We start from the raw sequence: 26,941 nt of genomic DNA on the forward strand, positions 1-26,941 counted from the left end.
TCCCTTCGTACTATACTTAACTAAATTCACCTACATTAAACTACAGAGGGGCTTAATCAATGAATGCTGAACTTTTTATTATTGAATTGCTATCTGCTAAGAAACAAATTATCCAGCACTATAAAAAAGGATATAAGCAGCTATTATTACTGCTCAGCTTTACTTTTTTAATTACAACAATTTTCTTTTTTGGTATTGCAACACTGACTTTTCGTCATTTTCAATTCTTAAATGGTAGAGTCAGTTATTTTTATCGACTTAATAATCTTTATCATTTTTCTATTTTTATTGGTGCCTTTATTAGCTTAATCTGTATCATTCTCTTTCTAACTATTTTAATAAAATCTTTTTTGATTTCAACGAACTTTACAAATTGGCTGGATAAGCATGTCATTAAAATTATGGATTTAACACCACTATGGCAAGATACTGATTATTATTATGTATCTTCTGCTAAATCAAGTAAAAAGCAAAAAAATATTCCCATTAAAAAAAAATCTTGCCATCTTTTAACAATGACTCTTGATGGGAAAAAAATCATGATTGGACAAACACCATTTATAGTCGGAACTTTTTTAACTAGGATTTTCATCTTAGACAATGATCCTATTCCTCTACCTAATGATACTAAAAAAAGAGGAAGTTGGACTAAAAACAGCCTAATTTTAACCAGTATTTGCCTTTGTATAGGAATAATAAGCGCTTATTATTATGGGACTCATACAATCACGATTAATGAATGGGATAATGCAACTAAAACCCAAGGGCAAACTCCTAATAAATTCAATCCAAATGAAATGAATACCACTAAACCCAACACCACTGAATCTGGTGACTTAACCGTTCAAATAGTTCAAGCTCCCATAAATAAAATCAGCGCTGTAAATAATTTATATTTTGACAAAAAAACAAATGAACTGTATATGACAACTGACTCTGGTACAAATTGGCAGTTCATTCCGATTAAAGCAGGCTGGCTACGAGGTGGTGATTACACACTAACAACTGGCGAAGTTTCTCTTGGTTATTGGATGGATAAAACTTATGAAGTCTCGCGCAATTTTTCATGGTTCCTATATTCACCTGATAATAAGGCTGTTTACCTGCTATCTTCAACTGACAATGGAAAAAATTGGCAGAAAAGTAGTATTGATGACAATCTTGGGAAAATTCGCTATCGAAAAGCGCTATTTTTTGCTAACGGTGCTGGTGTCGCTATTTTTTCTACTCCTGGTCCTGATGGCATGTCTTCTGAAAATATTACATTCTATACTACTGCCAATTACGGGGAAATTTGGAGCAAAAGCAACAGTACATCAATTAGCCAGCCGATTCAAAACGCTAGCTTTCTATCCCAATCTTTAGGATTTATAGCAACTCGAACAACTCTTTACTATACAAATAATTATGGACGAACGTTCAGCCAATCCTTGATTAACGTACCTGATGACTACTCAACAGAAGGGTTAGATATTTTCCAATCCCCTTACGAAGTAACAGCAACCAGCACCAGCACTCTTGAAGCTAAATTCAACTTAGTGAAAACCAAAAATATTGATATAGGAAAGATGTTTGCGTGTCTCTTTAGATCTGTTGATGGCGGCGAAACTTGGACATTTGTACAACCTATATCTCAAATTGAACATACAAATTAATACCAAACCTTCTAAATTATCCTTCATAATTTAGAAGGTTTTTTTCGAGTATGTATTTTCTTCTTTTTTATGATAAGATAAGAACACGCTACGAGGAGGAATATACATGGTTCGTCGTTTGAAAAAAATAAAAAATGTTGCTACGGGATTACGCTTCTAAGCCCAAAATACACTAAACTTAGAAGCGAGGACATTTATTTTATGAAGCATTTTAACAATTGGTCTGAAACCAAATATTTGAAAGACATCGTCACTAATCCACTTATTGAAGTTGGAGAATTCTCTTATTACTCTGGCTATTACGATAATCAAGATTTTGAAGACGGCTGTGTTCGTTATCTATGGGGCGACAAAAAAACCAAAGATTTATTTAATCCAATAAAAGATTTTAGCTGGGAAATGGATAAACTGATTATTGGTAATTATGTCTGCATTGCCAGTGGGGCAACGATATTAATGGGTGGCAATCACAATCATCACCCTGATTGGATTACGGTCTATCCTTTCGCAAATCATATTCAACAGTCCTATCTACCAAAGGGCAACACCGTTATTAAAAGTGATGCATGGATCGGAATGAATGCTATGATTATGCCTGGAATCACAATTGGTGAAGGGGCAATTATTGCTGCTGGATCGGTTGTGACAAAAAACGTTCCACCCTATACAATAGTAGGAGGAAATCCAGCGACTTCCATCAAAAAAAGATTTTCTAAAAAAGAAATTGAGTTATTATTAGAAATACGTTGGTTTGATTGGACCCTTCAGCAAATTACACAAGCTGAATCTATCTTAATGAGTGGCTCAATTGCAAAACTATATAACTACTATCAAGAAAATATAAACGGCTAAAAAAATAAAACGATGCTAGAATATTCAGATAATCTGACATTCTAGCATCGTTTATTTATATTACAAGGCTGTTCCTGACGAATCGGTCAATGTCACTTGACCCGCTGGTGTTACGCGATAAAATCCAACAGTCCCAGATCCACCTTGATTTTTAATTGATTGACTTGTGATCGAGAATAAATAATCACTCTCAACCATTTGAGAAAATTTAATGATAAACTCGTTTTCATCTTTATACGTAGGCTCAGCTTCTCTTATTCTTACAATAGCTTCGTCTTGATTAGTAATTGTTCCACTCGCCTCACTGCTTGATGAAGATGAAGGCGCTACACTACTTGCTACACTGCTTGATGAAGATGAAGACGCTACACTACTTGAATCTTGACTAACTTCAGATGATTGCACGCTAGCTTCAGAATTTTTACTAGATGATTCATTACTACTATTGCTAGAAGAAACTGAAGATGAACTCGATGAATTATTGCTATTGCTTGTATCAGAATTGCTAGCTCCATTTGAACAACCCACTAAAAGTCCTGCCGATGCTAAAATAACTAAAAATGTCCATTTTTTCATTAATTACTCCTCCTTTTTATAAGCTAATTATACCCCTCATTCATGTAGCTAAACAAGGCTCTAATACAATATTTAAAGAAACTTAAAAAATTCCATCATTTTATCAAACTTCTTTACCAATTTCGGCATACTTTCTTCATATTTTCTGGCTATACTTAACTCATACCAAAACAACAACCAAACTAACTTTTTTTATTTCATTTTCTTCATTACAACTCCTCCAAAGTTTAATGAAGGTCATAATTTTAAAGGATACTTTAGAACTATGGCAACTCCTTTTACCACCTGACTCTCCATCAGGTGGTTTTTTTGATTTTAATTAAAATTATCATGTACTCTTACTTCATAATCTTCCGTAAAATCAATGACAAAGTAAACCATAAAACGACACTAATCACAATCGTAATCAACCATCCCATGACATTGTGCTCTAACGGCAAAGGCATATTCATTCCAAAAAATCCGGTAATAATAGTTGGAACTGTCAGTAAAATAGATAACACCGTCAATATTTTCATGGTATCATTCAAGTTATTATTTAACACATTGTTATACGTCCCTGAAATCTGCTGCAGAATTTGAGAAGTTAATTGAGTCATTTCTACTAATTGTTTCGCTTCAATTGAAGCATCTTCAAGTTGTTCTTTTTCTGAGTCGTCTAGCTTCTTGTAAATCGCATGGGTTCTCACTTGCTCTAACAGCACGACATTTTGCTTAGATGCTGAAACTAAATAAACAATCCCGATCTCTAAATCCGATAGTTCTAGCAAATTTTGCTTAGTTGTTTTTTCTTTTAATTTATCATTAATTTTCTTGCGATCCTTATCCATCTCTTCCACTAAGGGAAAATAAGAATCGGAAATCATAAATAAACTGCTGAATAGAAATTTAAAAGTTGAAATAGTTGGATATTTGCTTAGATATTGCTTCATCATTTTGGCAACATAGGCATTTTTGTCATTACTCACAGTTATCAAGACATGATCCTTCACTAAAAAAGTCATTGGAATAGTTTCATAGTGATTCTCAATTTTTTCTTGATTTGGAACATTATAAATCAGCACAAATGTATTAGACGACTCATCATAATCAATATGGGCTCTTTCATTTTTATCTAAAGAATATGCTAAAACTTCACTATCAATACCATATCCTTCATATAGTTTAGATAATTCTTCGCTATTTGTCGTATTGATATCAATCCATTCACACTTATTTTCATTAAAAGTTGTTTTATTAATCATCCGCTCAGCTCCTGTTATTTATGAATTTTTTAGGCAAATAAAAAAACGATTTATGCTACAATTTTATCTACTATTAAGTAACCGCCAGTTTTATTGTATTCTTTAATCTATCATAATTCAACAAAAGACCAAGCACATCAAAAAACCGGAGACATCTGCCTCCGGCTAAAATTTATTTTTCTATTGGGAATCTCTTTCTTTTCCCAAACCAAGCAAACGATAAAAGAACACTTATTACGCCAACTAACCCTACATAATAGTTAACTTGTTCCCCCGTTTTAGGAAACTCCTCTTTTTCGTCAAATTTACTATTATCTGGTTTAGTTATATTTTCTTTTAGTATTTCTGTTTTTGGAATCTCTACTTTCGGTGTTTCTACTTCTGGTTTCTCACCAGGATCAGGAGTACTCGGATCTGGATCCACTGGTCGAATCTCTCTTTCAATGACCGTAATTGTGGCTACACTTGTTAACTGCTTACTATTTACTTGCAGAATTCGTGAAAATAATAATTTAGAATTAGCAATTATTTCAACTGTATAAGCTACTTTGTGTTCCCCTTTTTCTTGTGTATCTACCGTACCTTCAATAATCACTTGGTCAAAAGGAATTATCTGACCATCTCGGTCAGTTGCGGAGATAAAGTTATCCTTCGAGACCCATTTATCTCCAACAAATAATGTTGAATCTTTAACCACAACCGTTGATAAATCAGCCTTTACAGTGATTTTCGCAATCTGTGTTTGACTTCCATAACTATACGTCACATCATATATTCCAGCGGTAGTCGTGTCCACTGTTCCCAAAACTGTCACGTCAGCTACTGGAATGGATTTCCCATCCTTATCTGTGGCAGAAAGGAAATTATCCCCCGATTTCCATGAGTCTCCGACATAAATTGTTGAATCTTTCACTGCCAGCGTTTCTTGATTATCGACTACATGCACGATGGCTTTGGCTTCTTTACTTTGATTTTTGTACGTAATCTCATAATCGCCAACTTTAGATGTATTCACATTGCCTGAAACAACTAGTTGATCAAAGTTAACCATGTTTCCGTCTTTATCTGTCGCACTAACGAAATTATCTACGGCATTCCACGTAGTTCCGACATAGATTGTCGAATCTTTCGCTTCCACACTTGTTTGGTCAACAAGAGGCGTTAGCGGCACTTCGATTAGGTTGTTGCCTTTTGCTAACTTAATTACTTTTCCTGCAAGATATTCAGCATCAACTGAGTAATCTGCTGGCACTTTTGTCACGCGCAACGTATACTCACCCGTTAAAATCGAGTCAAAATTGTAGCTACCTGTGCTGTCCGTTACAAATTCATTTTTAGTATTAATGACATTATCTATCAATTCAAAATGAACACCAGAAACATTGATTGCTTTATCATTTTCTTGATACGTACGGAATTTCGCTTGTGCCATATAGACAATCCCTTCCGCATCTCCTTCAGAAAATTTCAAAACGGTTGCGGATGTTGTAGCTAATTTGCGACTACTTTCCATCTGATCTAATGATTCTGAACTAATTGTTGTTTCTGTATAGATTTGTCCCGCATTCGCTGATAGTGTATTATAAGCAATTTTTACATTTTTAGTTAATGTGTAATCTTTAAAATTAATTTTTATTCCTGTTGATGTTTTTTCAACAGTGTACGCTTCTCTGGGTACACCTTCAATCATGATAGAATTTAAATCCACTTGTGCATTAGTTGTTCCTTTTAATACAATTTCAAATGTAGGATTTTTAACTTTATATGTTTGATCGTCAATATTTTTTGTTGTTATGCTGTTCTGCGTAATATTTTTAATGGTTTGATTATCACTTTGTCCAACAGTTAAGATATCCAAACCCTCACTAGTAACCGTAGCTGATATTGATAATATTTGATTGCTATATAGTGGTTCTGCTGCCGTTCCTGTTATATATACGGGTGTACTACTATCAATCCAACCATTGGCACGTTTATATTCAATAATATAACGTTTGGATGTTTTACCAAAATCAAATTTATAGCTATTTTTCGCTTCATCAATCGTTATATTAGGATAATCTTTACTACCTGGATTAATCGGGTTTGAAAAATAAACACCACCACGATTCCAATATTGCGGATAAACATTTTCCACCATATCGTTGGAAATATCATAAATAGTAAACGCCACTTCTGCATTTGTCGGAACTTTTGTATTCACAATTAATGAATCAAAACTATCATTTCGAGCATTTACTAAAAATTGATTTTTACTTCCTTGAAATGTTCGCTCTGATCCTTGTTTACTACCTGTCCGAACTGAAGTATCTACTGTATCCTGACCATCTGCGCTCATCGTCACAGGTATGGTATCAATTGGAATAAAAACATCTTTGCCTAAACTATCTGGCACATAATTAAACCCTAGCGGAATATTGATTTTAAATTTAATTGGCGTTGTAAATTTGATGATTGAACCATCCGATGTTTCTGTTATAGTATAATCTTTGTCTATTTGATAATAAACAACACTTTTAGCAGGTCGTAATGACAGATATTTTGGATGTTTTACTTTAACTTCCAAATTCTCAATCGGATTAGTCGAACTTCCATCAACATGAATAGTCGTACGTCCCGTATATGCTCCATTTTGATCATAGTTTCCCCAAGCAGTTTCTACATTATTAGGATTTATAATCGAAATTGGTTCAACATATTGATCCGCAAGCAAAACAAACTCTTTATCTGGTCCAATAACTGGTGTCGATAAAGCTAGAGTTACATCTTTTTTCGCAAAAGGTATTTTTAATCCGTTTACACTAATACGTAACACGCTATCCTTCGTTGCGGTTAAAACTAATTTAGTTCCTTCATGACTAATATCAAAATAGTCTGTAATTGGCACACTACTAGATTCATTCCAAGCAGAAAATGTATAATCTTCTATCTCTTGACCATTCTGACTTTCAATGATAATTTTTTGTCCAATCGTTGTTTTTGCTGGATTGCCATAAATACCTACAGAATAGTCTCGATTACTTTGAAATCCTCCATTATAGAAAGAATTGGTAAATCTTTCCATAAGCACTTTTTGATTCAAACTCGTCTTGGCGCTAAATTCAAGGCCACCGTATTTCCCCGTAGTTCGCATCAAATTTAATGAACCAAGTTTAGTTGTTGGATAGTTCTGTGCTAAATAATATTCATAATTGGAGACACTTTCTACATAAAGATCACGAATGATTGAAAGAACATAGGCTTTTTGTGGGTTCATCGCCGCAACTATAAACGTTGTTTTAGCAACAGTATCTTCCCCAATTGTATAGTCTACACCTTTTACTAATTCTTGCTTTGTTTCAGTAAGAAGATTTCCTTTGATATCCACATCATACACATTCATTACGAGCTTTCTGTCATTTTTCCCAAGTTGAGTTCCCGGAAAATCTGCAGTTAACAGCTCTAGAGATTGATTGCCTGACAATGTACGATCTAAATTGTAGGCCACATCTCCTTCTATTCCATAGTTGTTGCGAGATTCTGTATAGCTAATTGGTTCTATGTTTTCATACAAATCAAATTTATAGGTATTTTTTGTTTGACCAGGTGTTTCAATTGTTACTAAAGGCATCTTTTCAGTGTACAAATAGCTTCTCAAATCTAATTTAAATTGAGCTTCTTTAATTCTTTGATTAAATCGAATAGTCAATGTCTTACTAGCTGCAACGACTGACCACTCTGCATCCACTCCACTTACAACTCCACTAATATCCGAATAACCTAAATAATCTGGTAAATTCATTGTATAAGTAGAACCTGGCGTGTACTCCTTATCTTCAATATTGAAATTCAAAGTCGCGACTACTGCAGTTCCATTTAGCACTCTATTCACAGACAGCTGATCATATTCTGTTCCATTTATATCTGCAATTGTCATACTCGATAGAATCTCGTCCGTTATATTAATTTGTGAACTTGAATCGGTAGCCTTTTGAATTACTGGTAAATTCAACTCAGAACTAGGTTGAATAGAATCAGGTTCTTCTTTTTCTTTACTTGAATCTTGAACTTCGTTTGGTATTTCACGTTCTACTATAGGTTTTTCGCTACTTTCTTCTTCACTCCCAGAATTGCCTAATAGATCTTCTCCATTCACTAGTTCACTCTCACTACTAGCCGTTACATCTCCATTATTCTCATTTGGAGCAACAGCGATAGCGCTAACAGTTGAACCAAATACTTGCATAATAAATACCCCAAGTACTAACAAGCTTATTCTTTTCTTTTTCATTCCAAATTATTCCTCCCCATCTTCCCCATATTTTTTATTTCTGTTCTTACATTATTTGTCCGTTTTATCTAACGATCCATTTTATATAAATAACAATAAAATAAATATTAAATAAACGAATAACTTTAACAAAGTTTACCATTCAACTTACAAAAGTCAAACTCATCTTTACAAAAAATAACGTAGTTATCAATAAAAAATAACCATGTATACATTTTCCTTATAAATTAAAATAAATTTATTTTATCATCGAATTCTAATGAATTTTCCTAACAAAATATTTTTTCCATTAATAATAAACAAACCTTATAATAGGAAAGAAAATTTTAAACTATGACCATAATTCATGAATTTCTTTGATTTACAGCTTTTTATTTTATTACTAAATAAAACACTTTTTACGCTTTTATTTTTATTTAGAATTCTTTTAAATATTTTTTTTTAATTTTTTTACATAACAAATTAAAATAAAAGGAATTTAAGATGGCAAATCAATAATTACATAATGAAAAGCAACTCATTTAAAGAGAAAAACCCTATGAAATCAACATTCTAAAAATGTGTTTCATAGGGTTTTTACTATTTAGACTGACTCATCTTAAAAAAACTATCAAAAGCGCTATAAATTATTCTGTTTTTCTAAACATCTATATTTATAACTCAACAAATAAAAGCTCCTCTTTAGACCCTTTTTTTAATTGACGTTATTTTCTATCAAAAATAGATTGCTAGTTAGCCTCTTGGTTTACGTTGAATCCGTTGTTGAGATCGAACTTCTTTGTGTTGTAATCGTTCCTCTTGCTGATGCAAACGGTCTTTTTGTTTCTCTAATTGTTCAATCTTTTGCTCTAAATTAGCTTTATCAGATTCATTGCTAGTCACTAATTGTTGCTTACATTCTGCAATTTCTTGATCAATTCGTCCTTGCCACTCACTTGTGATTTGCTTCCAACGATCAGGGTTCCTGTCATCTCCGTCACGTAAAGAATCCCGTAATAAATAAGAATAGCGTTTCATTGTATTTCCCCACAGATGATCCCGTTCTTGAAAGTATTGGGTCTGTTGTTCATTATCCAACGTATCCACAAAATTATCTTCTTCACGGTCTACAATGTTTTGCAAAAAGGCCATAATCGGTAAAATTAAATAGATAATCAATGCTACTTGACTGAAGAAAAATCCAAAGATCAGCAGCAAAATTCTGAATCCAATACTAAACATATCTTGTCGATTTAATTCATCAATCCGTCTTTTTTGTAACTTAAGGTCTGGAATCGTCTGCTTTGTCAATACAACAATTAAACGACGCATAATCAACGTCACAATCAATGTTAAAATCCCATAAATAAGAACCGTTTGTTGTGTAGTATCTTCAATTAATAAACGAGTTGCTGAGGGTACTAATGATAAAAAAAATAACAATAACATATAACTTACTAAACTTTTATTTTTTACTTGCTCAATCTGATTAAAAGCATACGCTGTCTGAAACCAAAGATTGGCTACAAAACAGAAACTAATAAAATAGATTCCCACCGCACTAAATATAGAAGGTACATTCACCGTACCATCTGTCGCATATTGAATTGGCAACTCTAACACCATAATTGTCAGGATAATTGCAATAATTGCATCTCCAAAAATAACTACTCGTTCCTTCGTAACGTCCACTCCTTCTATTATGGACTTATTATATCATGCTTCTGTATTTCATTATGTTCATTCAAGACAGTAATCAAATCTAACTCTCAAAACAATTAAGCCCTACTTCTTCCTTGTTTTATTTGATCTAACGTAAAAATGAACATTGGTAAATAATTAAAAAAGAAACTGATGCGTTGGAAAAAACCAATTTGATTCCAAGGTGAATAACCGTTAATTATTGGGATTCGAGCCACACCATAAATAAGAGCGAATACAAAACTGATTATTGTTAAAATAAAATACAGCCGAGCGTAACTAGCTCGTCCTTGCTTTCGGTAAAGAAAAAACACGAAGCATGGAAAAAGTAAAAAGCCCGTATAACCTAAAGCTGATCCAATATTATGAACCCATGTCGAAAAATTCCATGTCGCTTCTTCCGTGTTAATACTAAACAACCCCGTAAATAGACAATCGCCAATCCCGTAAAATCCAACCGCTAGTGTTACGAATATTGCTAGCTTAAGGGAAACAATTTTAATTGTTTGATACAACGCAGGCAATGCTAAAACAAAGAATAAACCTGACACCGTCGACCAAATGAGAAATGCCATACGAACAGGACTATCCACATCACCAAACACACTGATTACCATTTTCATTTGATTCATTTTCGGGAAAAACACACCGAGAACATACGGTGTCAAAAAATCACTGACAATACCTAACATAAAAAAATAAAAACCATATTTTTTCAGAAAACTCATTTTTTATCCTCCTAAATTAATCTTTATCCTAGACCCTAAACACCTTATAATCGGATAAAACCCTCTCTTCCCGACTATATTAAAATCAAGAATTTTCCTGTTCTTTCTTTGCGCCTAATCGAAATCGATTCTTTAAATTCTGGTAAGTTAAAAATTGTTGCCGAGCACGCTTGATATGTTTATATCGCTTCGGTTGCTTTTTATAAAACTCTTGATGATAATTTTCTGCTGGCCAAAAAATACTGGCTTCTTTAATTTCTGTTACAATCGGTTGCTTATACCTTCCAGAATCAATAAGTTTTTGTCTTGAATGCTCCGCAATTTTCCTTTGTTGCAAATTTTGCACAAAAATAATTGGGCTATACTGAGTACCTCGATCTTGAAATTGACCAAGTGCATCAGTTGGGTCTGTAATTTGCCAGTAGAGCTCTACTAATTCTTCATAGCTCACAATTCGTGTATCAAAAATAATTTCTACCGCTTCAACATGTCCCGTATACCCTCCACTCACTTGATCATAGCTAGGATTATCCATTTGCCCTCCTGTATATCCCGACAGAACAGAGGTGATGCCAGACTTCGTTTCAAAAGGTTCCACCATACACCAAAAACAGCCTCCAGCAAATAAACCACGCTCTTGATAATCAATATCCTCAATAACATGCCTAGACTTATCAAACTGGATTGCGCTTTCAGAATTATCTGTGATTTTCAAATAAAAATCAGCTACATCTGGCGTTAAATTATTTCTCAATGCCAATGGGCGTAATCTTGCTTCAAGCTTTTCAATTTGTTCCATAAAACGGGCTTCACTTTCTATAGCGTCTTTCGTTTCTATTAATAACAATCTTTCCCATTCACGAGTGCCTGAATTTAGAATAAGATTATAGATAGTGCCTATGATTTCTTCCTGTGCTAGCTTCATTTCGCTCACTCCCTTAGGATAATTCAAACTAATCATCACCCGAAATACACTTAAAATTTAACACACTTTTAAGGATTAATCTAATCACAGATTTGATAAAATAAAAACCAATAAAATAAGCTACCGATTTCCTGAGAAATCCAGAAAAATAAGTAGCTGTAAAACTATTTTCACTTAAAAAAACCGCATTAATGAAGTTCTGTTCTCCGTTCAATTTCCTCTTTTACTTGTTGAGAAATTCCTTCATCTGTTAAGATAATCAGAACATCTCCTACATGCATCACTGTATCTCCATGAGTTAAAAGCTCTGACTCACCTCGTCGGATGGATGTCAACAGCATGTCTTTCGGCCAAGTAAAATCACGTACCATCGTATCATCCAAAGAACTTTCCGCCATAATTGGAAATTCAATAATTGTTTTTTGACCACTAATATTGCTTTCATTTGGTGCAACCAGACGTTCTAATAACGTCTCATAAATCGGTTTTCCACCAAGACTATCTACGACAACATAACTAACCAATGCTACCACACCCAGAGACATCAAATGAGAGAAATTCCCCACCATCTCCGTCACTAAAATAATCGCAGTCAACGGCGCTTTCCCAATAGCCGTAAAGTAACCCGCCATCGCAAAAATCAAGAAATTCTTCACAAATATAGGATCCATGCCAATCGTATTCACCAAAACTACTCCAAAAAAGGTACCAATCACCGCTCCTAAAGTCAAAATCGGCAAGAAAATCCCGCCTGGCATATTAGAACCATAGGACACCATCGAGAAAATAAATCGTAATACAAATAACCCCACTAAAAACCAGAGTGTTGGTGATTGACGTCCTAACTCTAAGACAATCTGATTGCCTCCTCCTAGTAAATGCGGGAAAAAGAAACCAACTGGAATAACTAAAATAAAAGGAATAATTCCATAAAAACTAGGCGACAAGCCTTTGATTTTACCATATATCTGTGGCAGTGCTAATAATACTTTTTGATAAAGTAATCCCAAGACACCTAAAAGAATTCCTAATAAAACCAACGTCCAATAATACTGCAATGGCAAAGCTGTGATTTCACCGATATATAACACCGGTCGAAGACCAAAAAAGTATAATGAGATAAAGTTAGCCGTAATTGCCGCTGAAAAAGAAGTCAGCCAAACCAGAGGTGAAAAAGAATGATGAATTTCTTCTAATACGAATAATAATCCAGCAATCGGTGCATTAAATGCCGCCGCAAGACCTGCACTAGCACCACTAGATATTAGAATCTTCTCTTCTGACTTAGTACTTTTCAAAAACGTACTATACCCTTGCGCTACAACAGCTCCCAGTTGAATTGATGGACCTTCTCGCCCAAGAAATAAGCCTGAACTAATGGCTAATACTCCACCTAGAAACTTTTTCCATAACACCGAAAGCCAATTCATTTTAATCTGTCCACGCAACTGTCCCTCCACTTGAGGAATTCCGCTCCCTTTAATATTTGGATCGCTTCTCATTAAAAAACCAATAATAATTGCTGTTACAATCGAAACGAATACCCAAGGAATCAGCCACATAGGATGCTGCTGAAAATATAAATACAGTCCGACAACTCGTTCACTAATGTATTCAATCGCTAACCTAAACAGACTCACCAAAAGTCCAACTAAAATCCCCACTACAATTCCTTTCAAAATAAATTTAATCCGCGTCCCATCTAACCGTTTAATCTCATGTGTTTCTTTCTCCAAAATAAATCGCTCCTTCATTGCTATCTATAAATGTACAGCGGATGAAGGAAATTTACAAGGTAAGAATGTGATAAGAGGGAGGTTTTGGCATAGAGGCGCAACGAAAACGATTACATCCAATACCAACTTGATTTTATGACTGTTAGTGACTTAACCTGTTCTGCTAAATACTTAATTCATTTGAAAAAAGAAGAATTTCACCAATATATTGAGCTACAAGAAAGATAACAATTACAGCTATAACACAAGTTACCGTGACTTTTAATAAATCTAAAGAACTGTTAATTTTAACAAAATCTTTCATGTATATTCTCCTCCTGTATAGTAATTTCCAATGCGTTAAATTTGATTCTAGCTCAATATGTTTATTTCCTCAGTTTCTGATAAAAAATTGAAGAGATGAGAAATTAAACTTCCTCACCTACCCCATGATTTTAGTCAATTGATTCTTCACCAACACGATTTGACAAAGAGCCATTTTTGATGAATAAAAAGAACCAATCCTAAAACGATCTCAGTATTGATTCATAAGGATAATATATATTTGTGATTGTTCTTGTTTCATGAATAGACAATCTAAAAATTTTTATGATTTAAATAATGTCATAAAAATTTTATTAGCCAAGTAATTTTTCTTTCTCGATTTTTAAAAATTCATTGAACTTTTTCAACATATCATTTTCATTTGACGGGCTATCTTGAGGCATATAATTTATGAAAGGGATCATATCTTCTGGGTAGTTATGATTATCATGAAATTGAGCTATTCCATTTAGTAGCTCTTGGTTATCTTTACTTTCATTCTTTAAATTAGCCAGATAGACATATCTCAATTTTTCATTTTCAAATGACCATTCGAATTTGGTCTCATCAATTTCAGGGAGATAATTTATTTTAATATTCGACATAACTTCTGGTAATTTATCTTTAGATATACCCCATGCCATCTCATTAATAAAGTCACTATCCTCTCCTTTTTCCATAAGTTCAATTGCATAGTCTGTTAATACAGTCTCATCAAAGTAACCTTCTTCTATACCTACATATATTGTAGACCAATTATAACAAATATTTGTTGGTTTTACATTTTTTAATTTCATTCATACCTCTTATTTATTGTTTTTCATTAGCCAATCAAAAGCTTCTTTACTTTCTAAAATAATTGGATTATCAATTGATCCAATGTTAATAGATTCAATCATAGCTTTATCTATATTTTTCACATTAATTAGTTTGACATTTTTTAATATCGTTTGGTCAATATTAGCAAGTTTAAAATCTACGTTCTCTATTACAGAATTTGTAAAATCAGCTTCTCTTATATCAATTTCTGTAAAATTACACGCTTTAATTATTGTGTCAGAAAAATTAGATTCTGGAAAATCTGACTTAACAAAATCACTATTACTTATTTGGGAATTCATAAATGAAGCAAAGTCACCTTTTACTTTTGTAAAATTAGTTTCTTCAATAATTGTTTTTTCAAAATAGGAAGAATAGAGCTCCGCCCTAAAAAAATCGACTTTTTTGATGATTGCTTCACTAAAAATACACTCCGTAAGAGAACTTTCTGACAAATCAATCTCTTCTAATTTATTTTTGGAAAAGTTAACTTCATCTTTAATCAGCTTCTTTCCTTTTGCTCCTACACTACTAACATATAGCCCATGCAATTTTATATCATTTTCCAAATTTATTTGCATTATACCCCTCTTTTCTATGGATAAAATATAATTCTATCAATTATCCCTTGATTTTTAAGCTCATTAACTAACTCCATTCTATGTTCAGGAGTCAAGTCTGTCGTATTAATTATCAAATTATAATTTTTGTTGAGCTCTTTTTTAATATTTTTTATTGATCTATCAACTGTAAAAGCACCTTTTTTAGGAGAAGTATGACCATTAGGATAGGAAACAAAACTTTTCACATCATACTTCTTTCCAGTGACTGTATCTATAAACTCGGCACCACCATCTGCTGTCTTATCTCGAACAATATGCCCTAAATCGCCACGTTCTTCCAATGCAAGACCTATGTCTCTTTCTAGCTTAGAGTCGTCCGTTATTTTTCCTCCATGCGATGGATCTCTAGCTAAGTCATCTAATTCAATTTGTGTCCTGGATTTTATATTGCTTTTTTTAGAGGTATTAGCTTTATCAATTTTTTTACTCTTGGGTCCTTTAACCCCATCTCCTGAAAAATATTCTTTTCCAGCTTCGTATAACGGTGTTCTCATATTAGATAGCTCTGAATTCATTCCAAATGATTCCATCGCTACTGCACCACCAACAACCTCTGCCATATTCTTAAAGTTTTCCATATCTTTTTTCTGAACCTTTTTCACTTCTTCACCATGTTTTTTATGGTAGCTATCTAAGTTTTTTGACCAGCTTAGATTCATAAAATTAATCGGACTGTATCCTTGCTTGTCTCCGTTAAATGAGCGCTGCTTACCTAGTTCTTCTAAACCTAACAAGACTTGTTCTATCAGACCGTTTAGCTCTGAAAAATCACTATCATGTCGATGAATAAAGTCTCGGAAATCTTCCATTAATTGAACTTTTTTCTCGGCTTGTAAAACGCTATAGTCATCAAACAAATGACCTAACCCAGGTATTTTTGAAGCTTGTTCGGCTATTTGATGCAACCAATTGGTTTTCTCCCTTTGTAACTCATCACGCCTACGTTGTAAATCTTCTAGATGGTCTAAATCTAACTTTACCCCTGAAGCAGTAACTTCACTTTCAAAGGCACGGATAAAGTTTTCCAGTGTCGTAATAGCTGTATAGAATACATCACTTAATCCATCTAGCATCGGCGTATACCCTGCTGAAAAATAAGATTTAGTGGAAGACCAGGCAACACCTTTTAACTTTGTATCTCCTGAAAATTCTTCAATTGTTCCATTGGTTCCAGTAAAACTCAAGCCTAGTGTTAATTTTAACTCTTTCATTTGGCTAAGTAAATATTTGTACTCTCCAATATCCATTTTAGTCATTTAACACCCCTCCATTCTTCACAAAATGAAGGTCATCTTCTAATTGATTATAGGCTTTCTTTTCTCGGTAGTACTCTTCTTCAGTATCTTCAATCAACTGTTTAATCTTCTTTTGTGCGTATTGTGTTTCAACTTCAATTTCATCAATTATTTGGTCAATGATACTTGTATATTCAGTGCCTCTGAAAATTTGATGTTCCTCTTCTAGCAACTCTAGTTCTTTGGTTTTAATTCGTTGAATATCCTCATGTAATTGATCTAAGTCACTGGTTTTGCGGAGCAATTGACTGAGTTCATTTGAAGAATGATCTAGTTTTTTCTGTAACTGTTGCTTATCAGTCAAACCGCTTCTCATTTTCTTTATCTTTTTCAATAAACGTTTGGTTAATTTTCAAAATATTCTCCGCATCATTCTGAATCGAACTACTCACTTTACCTACTGCGCTTACAAACTTAGATAGCGTTGACCCTAAATCATTACATGAACGGCTTGATGAATAGCTAAATGAAGTTGCTTTTGTTAGATTCGTTCCTTTATTTTTCATTGTTTCCGAATGGTTTTTAAATCGAGTAGAAAAACTTTCTGCCGTTTCTGAGTGGGTTGTAATTTCTCCCAATGGTTTCACTCCTTTTGTATCTGTCTAGTTTAATTAAACCACAACAGTTATAATATGTAAAATAATTCATCAGATTATAATATAAAGAATTATTAAAAAAACAGTTCACAAAAATATCTTCTCCCTATTTACTTCTTATATTCATCAAACTTCTTTACCCTTTTTAGCATACTTTCTTACCTAGAGCTAAACAACAACCAAACTAACTTTTTATTTTCATTTTTTTATTACAACTCCTCCAAAGTGTAATGAAGCTTTCGGGCCAACTCCTTTTTGCCATCTGACTCTCCATCAGGTGGCTTTTGTATTCATATTTCTCGTGATGCTTTAATAGAATCAATCTAATAAAACTATTAAAAGAGGAACACAACTATGAGTCTTCTTAAATCAGCAATAAAATTCAAAGCCGCTAAAACCGTCACGAACAAAGCATTCGGCAATGGAATGATTTCTACATTAGCCGCAGCTAAAATGACACAGAAAAGTAATGCTCGTGGAAATGCACGTAGAGCAGGTAGAAAATAAATTCTTACTATATCACTTACAAGAAGTCAAAGAGTTTGTTCTAACTTCGATTTTTTCATGCACTAAAATTAAATTTCTGCCTTTACTAATCCGAAAGCCTACAAACCTACTTACACCAACTTAAAACTAAAATTTTTTCCAAAAAAAAAATAGAAAGCACATCACGTACTTTCCATTTCCTTCCTTAACCCCTATTTAACAACATTGCCCAATAAAAAACCTCACTACTTGTGATATGGTTCTCCCTTCATAATCCGGAATCCACGATAAATCTGTTCTACTAATACTAAACGCATCAACTGATGAGGTAATGTCATTTTTCCAAATGAAATCGGAGTATTGCTACGCTTCATTACTTGACTACTTAATCCTAATGATCCACCAATCACAAAAACCAGATTGCTTTTCCCACTAATTCCCAATTGTTCAATTTCTTTAGAAAATTCTTCTGACGTTCGTTGCTTTCCTTCAATTGCCAAAGCGAATACATACGCATTTTCTGGAATTTTAGCTAAAATACGTTCGCCTTCTTTTTCTTTGACTTGAATCATTTCAGCTTCACTTAATTTTTCTGGTGCTTTTTCATCTGGCACTTCAATTAATTCCATTTTGCAATATGCCCCTAAGCGTTTTGTATATTCTTCAATTCCCATTTTTAAATATTTTTCTTTTAACTTTCCAACAGTTATAATTTTGATATTCACAGTTATCCTCCATTAATCACAGGTTATCCACAGAAGTTATCCACATGTCCACAATTCAAAATCATGATTTGGTAGGCGTACACTTGTTCACCACAATATATATGGGTTGACTTTTGCAATAATCACATTTTATTATTTTGTTATCCACAGGTTCAAACTGTTCCATAACAGGTAACTCAAAACCTCCATAAACAGCGTCATCTAAAGCTTCTTCAATATGTTCTTGGCATGAATAAATCGGATTCATCCACAGCACCTCTTTCTTTTTGTGGATAAGTTATTCCAGTAAGAATCCACTTATTTACCATTTTACAGTACTTATCCCCAATGTTCATTACTTTTTTTTTAATATTATCCACATCTTAGTAAATCCACATGATTTTTTTCGCCAAATTCTTACTTGTGGAAAAGTTTTTCTGCACTCCACGCTTTATCTTTTGCGACTTAATTATGATACAATTTAATTATCCTAACGACATTTTTACGAAAAGGTGGTTTTTATTATGCTAAAAGAAGAACTACATTATCCATCAAATAGTGGACAAAATGAAATTTTTGCCACTTCTTGGCAACCAGAAACTGATCCCCTTGCGATTTTGCAAATTAGTCATGGAATGGCTGAATTTATTGAACGTTATCAGAATTTCGCTGAATTTTTAGCAAAGCAAGGATTCTTCGTTGTTGGAAATGATCATTTAGGCCATGGACGTTCTGCTGGACATCCCAATAATTATGGTTACTTTTCAGATGGAAACAGCAAGGAACACATTGTTGAGGATATCAAAGCGCTACATGATTTGGTAAAAGCTGATTATCCAACTCTGCCTTATTTTTTAATGGGTCATAGCATGGGTTCTTTTATTGTCCGTAATTATTTGCAGAAGTACGGAGATTCCGTTGACGGTGCAATTTTAATGGGAACTAGCGGACCAAAACCAGAATTAGAGTTCCTTTTACCACTTCTCAAAGTCCTAAATCGAGTAGCTCCTCATAAGCGAAACCCCTTAGTAGATCAGCTAGCATTTGGCAAATTCAAAACTTACTTTGTTGAAGGGGATTCTGACTTTAATTGGCTAAGCAAGAATCAAGAAAATGTAAAATGGTATGAGAATCATCATCAAACTGGCTTTATCTTTACAAATAATGGCTTTCTGACTTTATTTTCTTTACTAAATGCTGGTACAAAAGCCGGCTGGGCAAAAACTATTCCTAAGAAGTTGCCAATTTTAGTAATTTCTGGTGAAGATGATCCCGTTGGTGATATGGGTAAGGGAATTCGGAAAGTTTTCCACGAACTGGAAGAAATGCAGTTCAGCGATATTACTTTTTGCAGTTATCCTGAAATGCGACATGAGATTTTAATGGAAGAAAACGCATCATTAGTGTACGCAGATATTTTAGATTGGCTAAGTCGGCATTTGCCACAATAATTAGACAAAAAAATAGTAGTAAGCTGAATGTCTATCAGCTTACTACTATTTTTAAATATTAAAGACTATTTGCCGCAGTTAACGTTATCTTAGCTGTTGCAGCTTTTCCATCACGGTAGTATTTAATCTCTACTGTATCGCCAACCTTTTGATTATAGATCACTTTACGTAGTGAAATACTATCTTTAACTTTTTCGCCAGCAATTTCAACAATTGTATCATATTGTTTTAAATCTGCATTTGCAGCTGCAGAATTTTTTTCAACAGAAGTAACGACAACGCCTTCTGTCACATTATCTGGCAAATTAAGCACGCTCTTTTGTTGTTGTGCAGAAATTTGAGATAAATCTCTTAAGGCAACACCCAATACTGGGCGAACAATTTTACCTTTTGTTTGTAATTCATTGATAATTTTTACAACATCGTTACTTGGAATGGCAAATCCAATTCCTTCAACACTATCTTGTGCAATTTTCATTGAATTGATCCCGATTACTTGCCCAGCAAGATTGATTAGAGCTCCACCTGAGTTACCAGGGTTAATTGCTGCATCCGTTTGAATGGCAGTCATGTCCCAATCTTCTACACCGTCACCATTGATGTCCATTCCCACAGTTCTGTTTTTAGCTGAGATAATTCCTTGAGTTACAGAAGTTGCAAAGTTCGTACCTAAAGGTGAACCTATTGCAATAGCTGTTTCTCCAACTTTGATACTATCAGAGTTACCAAATGTTGCTATATTTTTTACCGCTTTAGAAGGAATTGATAAGACAGCTAAATCTGTCCATGCATCTGATCCAACTATTTTTGCTGCAACTTTTGTTCCATCTTTTAATAGGACTTCAACAGCATCTGATCCATCAATTACATGGTTATTCGTTACAACATAAGCTGTATCACCATCTTTTTTATAGATAACCCCACTACCTTCACTTTGGGTTTGTAGATTAGAATCCTTGGAGCCAGATGAAGAACCACCTGAGTTATCACCAGAATTTCCTTGTAAGATTCCATTTTGTGAGCTTGCCATATTAATAACTGAAACAACTGAATCTTCAACTTTAGCTACAGCCTCGGTTGTATCCGTTGTAACATTTGCAGAAACGTTTGTCGTCTTGACATTTTTTGTAGTGTTTACAGTGCCAGTATTGGTATTTCCAGTATTATCTTGAGTTTGAGTGTATCCATAGAAAGCACCACCACCCACTAGAAGCATCACTAATCCACCAACTAAACCGCCGACTAATCCGCTCTTAAAGCTGCTTTTTTTAGGTACTGGAGGTTGTGGATTCCCATTATCATTTCTAGGAGGTCTTCCATTTCCACCACCACCAACTGTTCCTGCTGGTTTTTGTGTTGTTTTTTTACGAGTTTCCATCTTTTCAGGTGTTACTGGCGCAACAGGCTCTGGTCTCAGATTTTCAGTTGGTGCTACCGTTGGCTCTACTGGTATGTTAGGTACTGCATTTTCAACTGCACGACTTGCTACAGGCATGATTGGTTCTTCTATGATACTCTCTTCATTTAATGCATCTGTTAACTCTTTTCTTTCTGCTACAATTTTTTCTTCCGGGTGATTCATTTCATTTTCGCTTGTATATTCATCAAAAGTTTCATTGGTCATGCCTGAACTTGCCAAATCTTCTGTTGAAAATTCTTGCTCAACTGCATGACTTTCTTCGTTTGAAATTAATTTTCCATTTTCATCATATCTCATTTTATCATTCACCTCGTTATTATTTTAGACTGCTTTTCTATACTTCTTAGTTTACTAGTTAAATTTGAATTTTTTATGAAAATATTGGGATAAAATCTTATCCTTTTCATAATCATTTTACCATAAATTTGAATTTTTTATGGGAATCAAGCGTTTAATTTAAAATAAAAAAACAAAGTAAACTAAATGATGCTTTGTTTACTTTGTTTTCATTTAATTTAAACAATAAATAGCGGTGCAGCTTTATCAGGATCTGTATCATAGATTTCAAATTGATCCTCAACACCAGTATTTTTTTCTCTTAAAATATTCACAGCTGTCATATGAGCCAACTCTTTCAAATTATTCTCACGACTTAAATGTCCTAAATAAATGCGTTTTGTTGCATTACCTAAAACTTCGGCCATTGCAATTGCTCCATCTTCATTGGAAAGATGCCCTTTATCGCCTAAAATACGTTGCTTTAATGACCACGGATACGCGCCCATTCGTAGCATCTCTAAATCATGATTGCTTTCAAAGAGATACGCATCTGCATTTTCAACAACGCCACGCATACGATCATTTACATAACCAGTATCCGTAATCATTGCAAAGCGCTTATTATTTTTATGGAAAGAATAAAATTGAGGAGCTATTGCATCATGAGAAACACCAAAACTTTCAATATCAATATCACCAATGGATAACGTAGTTCCCATCTCAAAGATATGCTTTTGCTCATTTTTTACTTCACCAATAATTGGAGACATTGCTTGCCAAGTCTTCTCATTAGCATAAACATCCATTTTATATTTGCGGGCTAAAACCCCTACACCATGAATATGATCACGATGTTCATGAGTGACTAAAATTCCATCAACATCTGCAATATCACGATTAATCTGCTTCAATAATTCAGTTACTTTTTTACCACTTAAACCACTATCTACTAGTAATTTTTTCTTCCCTGATTCTATATAGGTAACATTCCCCGAGCTTCCGCTAGCAAGAATGCTGACTTTTAACGCGTCTGTACTTTCTGTAATCATAATATAGTAGGGCCTCCTCTATCATCCATCCCATTTTACAACAAATAAGATGAGAATAAAAGCCCAGCTCCTTCAAATTTAATAAATAAAAATAGAGTATTGTGAAAAAATTACACTGCCAAGAATCTTTCAATCTGGCAATGTAATCTTTAAAAATCTTGCTATTCTAATTCAATAATATCCTCTTGTTTAGTTGAGCCATTCGTTTGTTCAGAATCCGTTTCACCCGTAGTTATTTTGGTATTGTTTTTAATAATCGAACCATCAATTGCATTCACTAAACGAATTTTTTCCTCGTTACCATTTTTGAAAACAACATACCACACTGGACCATAAATCCCAACTCCGTCTTTCGGTAAAGACAAGGTTTGATAATAGCCTAATTTTGGAGTTTCAGAGATAACACTCCCTTGCATCAGCTCATTATTTTGATACAAAGCTTCAATCGCATTTTTCTCAGAAATTAAATTCCGACTTTTTCCGGTAACTTCAATTTTCCCAGCGTAAGTTTGCTCATACGCTATTACGTTTCCACCATTTAGATGGAAAGTAATTCGACCAGTTCCATCAAGAATTCTAAAACCTTTTGCCTTCTGTGTATAAATAATTGAGTTTTGAGTCGCAGAATATTTAAAGAATGTATATTCATCGCCAAAGAAAATTCCTTGATTTAAAATATACGCATCTAATTTTTCTGCATAATTCTTAATATTTTTACTGTCAAACTTTTTATCATCTGGAAAAATCTCTAAAGGTTCGGATAAGGAACGATATAATGTACGCTTATCGTCTTCCATCTGGATGCCAGAATCTTTAGGCAATGAATCTACTTTTTGTTTTAACAAATTTTCATTTTTTGCCTTAACATATGGAACTAACAGCTTTTCATCTGAAAATTTCTTTTCATCAAATTTAATTCCGTCTTTTTTCATTTCTTCAAAAGGCACCGAATTGGCTGACTCTGCCGTTTCATAAGATAGCGTATCTGCTTTTCCAAAATAGGAATACAGTAAAAAGATATTTAGAGAAAGAAAGGTCAATAAAAAAATCAATTCAATTCGTTTAAAGTCCATTGTCGCGATTCCCCTCCTCATCTTTAGCAGAAAGTTCAGCTACGTTATACCAATTCCCTTTAATTAACATATACCAGCTAGGAACGAATTCAACAATTTTATCAGCATTGGCCCCGTTTTCAATAGCACCTGAATCAGATGCAGTTGTCCACGCATAACCTAATTGAATGTCTTCAATTTCATTAGCTTGATAGCCTAACGTTACTAGATAAGCTAATAACTCAGAACCACTTGCTAATTTTTTTTCTGTCATTTTTGAATAAATTGGTGTTTGTGCCACATTTAGCGGGATTTGTAAACGTGATAATGTACCATCTTTAGTAATGGTTAGATAGGTAGCTCCAAAGTCATGCTCCAGATTGCCATCACCAAAAATCGGCAACCCCTCAATATAGCGACGATAAATCACTTGCTGTTTACCTTCGTCATATTGGAAGAATCTAGTTCGACCTGGCCAAATATCAAAATCCTGTAACTCACTTAAGCTGTATTTTAAAACATCTTGCATATTCATTTTTACACTAGTACTACTGCGATTATATGTTAAAATATGTGTTTCTTTATTAATACTAACTTTACTAACATTATCGTAATACTGTTCAAAGTTTTTATCCTGAGAGGTAGAACTTGTAATCTCAGATAAATCGTCAAACAAACGATTACGAATATCAATACTCGGTTTTAATTCTGAAATATAGGTTAATTTGGATAAACCAACAGCCTCTTTCGGTAGATATACATATCTTTCAGCTAACTTTTGTAAATTAACTTCTACCAACGGGCGTTCGCTCGAATCCAACATATCCAATAAATCTTTCTTATTAAATCCTTCAATCTCACTACTATACATCGTAGCTGTTGTATCATTAAAGAAATAAACTTCCTTAGAATCATTTAAAGGAATTAAAATTCGTTGAAACTTTTGATTCTTGTAGTTACTAGCTAACTTTTGAAAGGAGTTTGTAATTGTCATAAATGGCCGTGCAACCGGATAAACCAGTTCCAACGTATTCGCTTCATTTAATTTAGCTGAATAACTATCTCCTAACACTCGATAATCTTGAATATTCGTAAAACGCCAAGAATCTAATTCTTTTTCAACTCGATTTAGTAAATCTGCATTCGTGGTACTTTTCGCTACCGCTTCATCGTGATAAACTAGTTGAAATGGAGAAAAAACATCATTTTCTCTCAAAGTAGTATTTGTTTCTGTTTTATTGCCATTTAGATTATTTCGATTTTCAACCTTATTAGGCAAAGTCCAAATAGCCCAAGTTAAACCTAGACTTGATATCATTAAAATCAGTAAAGAAGCTCGAATAAAATAAGCTAATTTCATATCCACTCATCCTCCTCATACGGAACATAAGGTAAGGAAATAAAGAAGGTTGACCCTTCATTTTCAATACTTTCCAGCCAAATTTTCCCACCATGTTTTTGGACAACTTCTTTAGAAATTGCTAAACCTAAACCTGTCCCACCCATTGAACGCGCACGAGCTTTATCTACTCGGAAAAAGCGATCAAAAACATGAGGAATATCCTTTTTAGGAACGCCTAAGCCTTGGTCAGTCACACTAATAACAATACTATTGTGTGTTTCCAGCAAACGACAAGTTATCGTTCCACCTGATGGAGAATATTTAATTGCATTATTCATAATATTGTCTAAAACTTGAATCATCTTATCTGCATCTACCTCTACCCATAAATCACGCTTTGTAAATTCACGCACAATATTAAAAGGTTTCACTGGTCGATCAGCATCCGCTGCTTGAAGCATCATATCAAAACGATTTAAGACATGACTAAATAACTCATTAATGTTCACATATTCAAGTTCAAATGTGTCCTTACCAGAATCCATCCGTGATAAGTTCAATAAATCAGTAATCATTCGGATCATACGATCGGTTTCTTCTTGAGTAACTGCTAAGAAGCGTGGTGCAATATCAGGATCTTTCCAAGCACCATCATTCAAAGCCTCTAAATAACTACGCATACTTGTTAAAGGCGTACGAAGTTCATGGGATACATTTGATACAAAGTCTCTACGTTCTCGTTCAATTTTTTCTTGCTCTGTAATATCATGTAAAACGCAGACTAGCCCACTAATAAAACCAGTTTCTCGCTGGATTAAAGAGAATTCACCACGTAAAGTCACCTCATTAGAATCAGTTGAAAAATCTAAAATTAACTCTTCTTGCGTTTCTAATAGTTGTCTTAATGTAAAATGGTCTTGAATTTTCAATATTTCTAAAATGGATTGCCCAACAGCTAAATCTTGACTAACATTCAATAAAACTGATGCTGTTTCATTAATAATCACTACTTTTCCACGTCTATCCGTCGCAATAACACCATCTGTCATATGAGCTAAAACACTATCTAAACGACGACGTTCTGCTTCAGTCGATTCTTGTGCTTCTTCAACTTTAGTAGATAAATCATTGATTGTTAAGGAAAGCTGACCAAGTTCATCCTGACCATAAATCTTTACTTGACCTGAATAATCTCCTTCAGCCATTTGAATTGCTTGTTTTTTCATTTCGGAAATAGGTTTAGTTATTGCCCGGGAAATAAATAACGCCAAAATAATCGTAACTGCGGCTGCAATCATAGAGGCTTTAAAAAATATCTCTGTAATACTACTAATCTGTTCATAAACAGACTCAATATTACTCTCCACGCTAATAAAACCCAGAATCTTCCCTTCATCTGAAACAATCGGAGTAACTACTTTCCACACACGATTATTATTATCATCTGGATAGGGTCGCTCCACTTGTTTGCCAATCACTAAAGCTTGTTTTATATCTGTATCTTTTGAAATACGACCAATTACATTAGGATTTGAGTTGGTTCCCACAATGTAATTGTCGATATCGATAATTTCGGTTTTAGAGATGTTTTTACGAGAAAAATCACTAACTAATCGATTAATATCATCATGATACGTTTTAGAATCTGGATTTTTTAAAATAGGCTGTAAATTTGTGCCTAAAAAGTTCACTCTTTCGGTAATATCATCTTTAAAAACACGCACCATTTTTGATTCTAATTGACCAACAAAATAAGCACCAATAATCTCTAGCACAACAATCAACAAGAAGACAAAAACAACAACGATTTTAAAATGAATCGATTGGTAAAATTTGATACGCTTAGTCATAAAAGC

24 protein-coding genes are annotated in these 26,941 nt (G+C 33.8%); 4 read left to right on the forward strand and 20 right to left on the reverse strand.

Features of this window, described 5'->3' with window-relative positions; translation table 11 throughout:
- The first annotated feature begins 59 nt into the window (after positions 1 to 59).
- Together BR43_RS09785 and BR43_RS09790 are read left to right on the forward strand one after the other, a co-directional pair.
- The gene (locus BR43_RS09785) at positions 60 to 1,655 is read left to right on the forward strand and encodes a WD40/YVTN/BNR-like repeat-containing protein (protein ID WP_034561554.1); all 1,596 of its coding nucleotides are present in this window, start codon (positions 60 to 62) and stop codon (positions 1,653 to 1,655) included.
- 201 nt (positions 1,656 to 1,856) lie between these two features.
- Positions 1,857 to 2,507, forward strand: coding sequence for a CatB-related O-acetyltransferase (locus tag BR43_RS09790; protein WP_034561557.1), 651 nt, complete (start codon positions 1,857 to 1,859; stop codon positions 2,505 to 2,507).
- A 60-nt stretch (positions 2,508 to 2,567) separates the two neighbouring features.
- On the opposite strand, the gene BR43_RS09795 is transcribed toward BR43_RS09790, so the two are convergent.
- The 13 genes from BR43_RS09795 to BR43_RS09850 all read right to left on the reverse strand — a co-directional run bounded on the left by BR43_RS09795 (position 2,568) and on the right by BR43_RS09850 (position 17,284).
- Positions 2,568 to 3,083, reverse strand: a complete 516-nt coding sequence (locus BR43_RS09795) for a hypothetical protein (protein ID WP_034561558.1) — start codon at positions 3,081 to 3,083, stop codon at positions 2,568 to 2,570.
- 338 nt (positions 3,084 to 3,421) lie between these two features.
- Positions 3,422 to 4,327, reverse strand: a complete 906-nt coding sequence (locus tag BR43_RS09800) for a magnesium transporter CorA family protein (RefSeq protein ID WP_034561559.1) — start codon at positions 4,325 to 4,327, stop codon at positions 3,422 to 3,424.
- A gap of 172 nt (positions 4,328 to 4,499) precedes the next feature.
- Positions 4,500 to 8,597, reverse strand: coding sequence for a bacterial Ig-like domain-containing protein (locus BR43_RS09805; protein WP_034561561.1), 4,098 nt, complete (start codon positions 8,595 to 8,597; stop codon positions 4,500 to 4,502).
- Positions 8,598 to 9,329: 732 nt separating this feature from the next.
- Positions 9,330 to 10,268: a TMEM175 family protein gene (locus tag BR43_RS09810; protein WP_034561564.1), complete on the reverse strand. Its 939-nt coding sequence runs from the start codon at positions 10,266 to 10,268 to the stop codon at positions 9,330 to 9,332.
- Positions 10,269 to 10,354: 86 nt separating this feature from the next.
- On the reverse strand, positions 10,355 to 11,005 hold the full coding sequence (locus tag BR43_RS09815) for a DUF998 domain-containing protein (protein WP_034561567.1): 651 nt from the start codon (positions 11,003 to 11,005) through the stop codon (positions 10,355 to 10,357).
- Positions 11,006 to 11,090: 85 nt separating this feature from the next.
- A complete protein-coding gene (msrA, locus tag BR43_RS09820; RefSeq protein ID WP_034561570.1) occupies positions 11,091 to 11,930 on the reverse strand; it encodes a peptide-methionine (S)-S-oxide reductase MsrA in 840 nt (279 codons plus the stop codon).
- A gap of 188 nt (positions 11,931 to 12,118) precedes the next feature.
- Complete coding sequence (locus BR43_RS09825; protein WP_157463992.1) at positions 12,119 to 13,666, reverse strand: ClC family H(+)/Cl(-) exchange transporter; 1,548 nt, start codon at positions 13,664 to 13,666, stop codon at positions 12,119 to 12,121.
- 163 nt (positions 13,667 to 13,829) lie between these two features.
- Positions 13,830 to 13,970 carry a hypothetical protein gene (locus tag BR43_RS19910; protein ID WP_157463994.1) on the reverse strand — a complete coding sequence of 47 codons (141 nt, stop codon included), beginning with the start codon at positions 13,968 to 13,970 and terminating at the stop codon, positions 13,830 to 13,832.
- A gap of 313 nt (positions 13,971 to 14,283) precedes the next feature.
- Positions 14,284 to 14,766, reverse strand: a complete 483-nt coding sequence (locus BR43_RS09830; protein ID WP_034561574.1) for a DUF2247 family protein — start codon at positions 14,764 to 14,766, stop codon at positions 14,284 to 14,286.
- Positions 14,767 to 14,775: 9 nt separating this feature from the next.
- A complete protein-coding gene (locus tag BR43_RS09835; protein WP_034561576.1) occupies positions 14,776 to 15,369 on the reverse strand; it encodes a pentapeptide repeat-containing protein in 594 nt (197 codons plus the stop codon).
- Between the two features lie 14 nt (positions 15,370 to 15,383).
- Positions 15,384 to 16,667 carry an LXG domain-containing protein gene (locus BR43_RS09840; RefSeq protein ID WP_034561578.1) on the reverse strand — a complete coding sequence of 428 codons (1,284 nt, stop codon included), beginning with the start codon at positions 16,665 to 16,667 and terminating at the stop codon, positions 15,384 to 15,386.
- Positions 16,660 to 17,010 carry a DUF3958 family protein gene (locus BR43_RS09845; RefSeq protein ID WP_034561579.1) on the reverse strand — a complete coding sequence of 117 codons (351 nt, stop codon included), beginning with the start codon at positions 17,008 to 17,010 and terminating at the stop codon, positions 16,660 to 16,662. Before BR43_RS09845 ends, BR43_RS09840 begins: the two co-directional genes overlap by 8 nt.
- Positions 17,003 to 17,284 (reverse strand): DUF3130 family protein, encoded by a 282-nt coding sequence (locus BR43_RS09850; RefSeq protein ID WP_034561582.1) that lies wholly within the window; start codon positions 17,282 to 17,284, stop codon positions 17,003 to 17,005. The genes BR43_RS09845 and BR43_RS09850 overlap by 8 nt, the downstream gene beginning before the upstream one ends.
- 372 nt (positions 17,285 to 17,656) lie before the next feature.
- On the opposite strand from BR43_RS09850, the gene BR43_RS20195 reads away from it, so the two are divergent.
- A complete protein-coding gene (locus tag BR43_RS20195) occupies positions 17,657 to 17,809 on the forward strand; it encodes a hypothetical protein (RefSeq protein ID WP_169741040.1) in 153 nt (50 codons plus the stop codon).
- A 224-nt stretch (positions 17,810 to 18,033) separates the two neighbouring features.
- Here BR43_RS20195 and rlmH read toward each other — a convergent pair whose 3' ends face one another.
- Both rlmH and BR43_RS09860 read right to left on the reverse strand, forming a co-directional pair.
- The gene (rlmH, locus tag BR43_RS09855) at positions 18,034 to 18,513 is read right to left on the reverse strand and encodes a 23S rRNA (pseudouridine(1915)-N(3))-methyltransferase RlmH (protein WP_034561583.1); all 480 of its coding nucleotides are present in this window, start codon (positions 18,511 to 18,513) and stop codon (positions 18,034 to 18,036) included.
- 61 nt (positions 18,514 to 18,574) lie between these two features.
- Complete coding sequence (locus BR43_RS09860) at positions 18,575 to 18,760, reverse strand: CxxH/CxxC protein (protein WP_034561588.1); 186 nt, start codon at positions 18,758 to 18,760, stop codon at positions 18,575 to 18,577.
- 256 nt (positions 18,761 to 19,016) lie between these two features.
- On the opposite strand from BR43_RS09860, the gene BR43_RS09865 reads away from it, so the two are divergent.
- A complete protein-coding gene (locus BR43_RS09865; RefSeq protein WP_084679890.1) occupies positions 19,017 to 19,943 on the forward strand; it encodes an alpha/beta hydrolase in 927 nt (308 codons plus the stop codon).
- 58 nt (positions 19,944 to 20,001) lie between these two features.
- On the opposite strand, the gene BR43_RS09870 is transcribed toward BR43_RS09865, so the two are convergent.
- The 5 genes from BR43_RS09870 to walK all read right to left on the reverse strand — a co-directional run bounded on the left by BR43_RS09870 (position 20,002) and on the right by walK (position 26,935).
- Positions 20,002 to 21,159 (reverse strand): S1C family serine protease, encoded by a 1,158-nt coding sequence (locus BR43_RS09870; RefSeq protein WP_425393650.1) that lies wholly within the window; start codon positions 21,157 to 21,159, stop codon positions 20,002 to 20,004.
- Between the two features lie 719 nt (positions 21,160 to 21,878).
- A complete protein-coding gene (locus tag BR43_RS09875; protein ID WP_034561592.1) occupies positions 21,879 to 22,691 on the reverse strand; it encodes an MBL fold metallo-hydrolase in 813 nt (270 codons plus the stop codon).
- A 161-nt stretch (positions 22,692 to 22,852) separates the two neighbouring features.
- Positions 22,853 to 23,764, reverse strand: coding sequence for a two-component system regulatory protein YycI (locus tag BR43_RS09880; protein ID WP_034561595.1), 912 nt, complete (start codon positions 23,762 to 23,764; stop codon positions 22,853 to 22,855).
- Positions 23,754 to 25,103, reverse strand: a complete 1,350-nt coding sequence (locus BR43_RS09885; protein WP_034561597.1) for a YycH family regulatory protein — start codon at positions 25,101 to 25,103, stop codon at positions 23,754 to 23,756. The genes BR43_RS09880 and BR43_RS09885 overlap by 11 nt, the downstream gene beginning before the upstream one ends.
- Entirely contained in the window at positions 25,100 to 26,935 is a 1,836-nt protein-coding gene (walK, locus tag BR43_RS09890; protein WP_034561599.1) for a cell wall metabolism sensor histidine kinase WalK, read from the reverse strand. The genes BR43_RS09885 and walK overlap by 4 nt, the downstream gene beginning before the upstream one ends.
- Positions 26,936 to 26,941 lie beyond the last annotated feature (6 nt).

This window comes from Carnobacterium gallinarum DSM 4847 (assembly GCF_000744375.1).
GTDB lineage: Bacteria > Bacillota > Bacilli > Lactobacillales > Carnobacteriaceae > Carnobacterium > Carnobacterium gallinarum.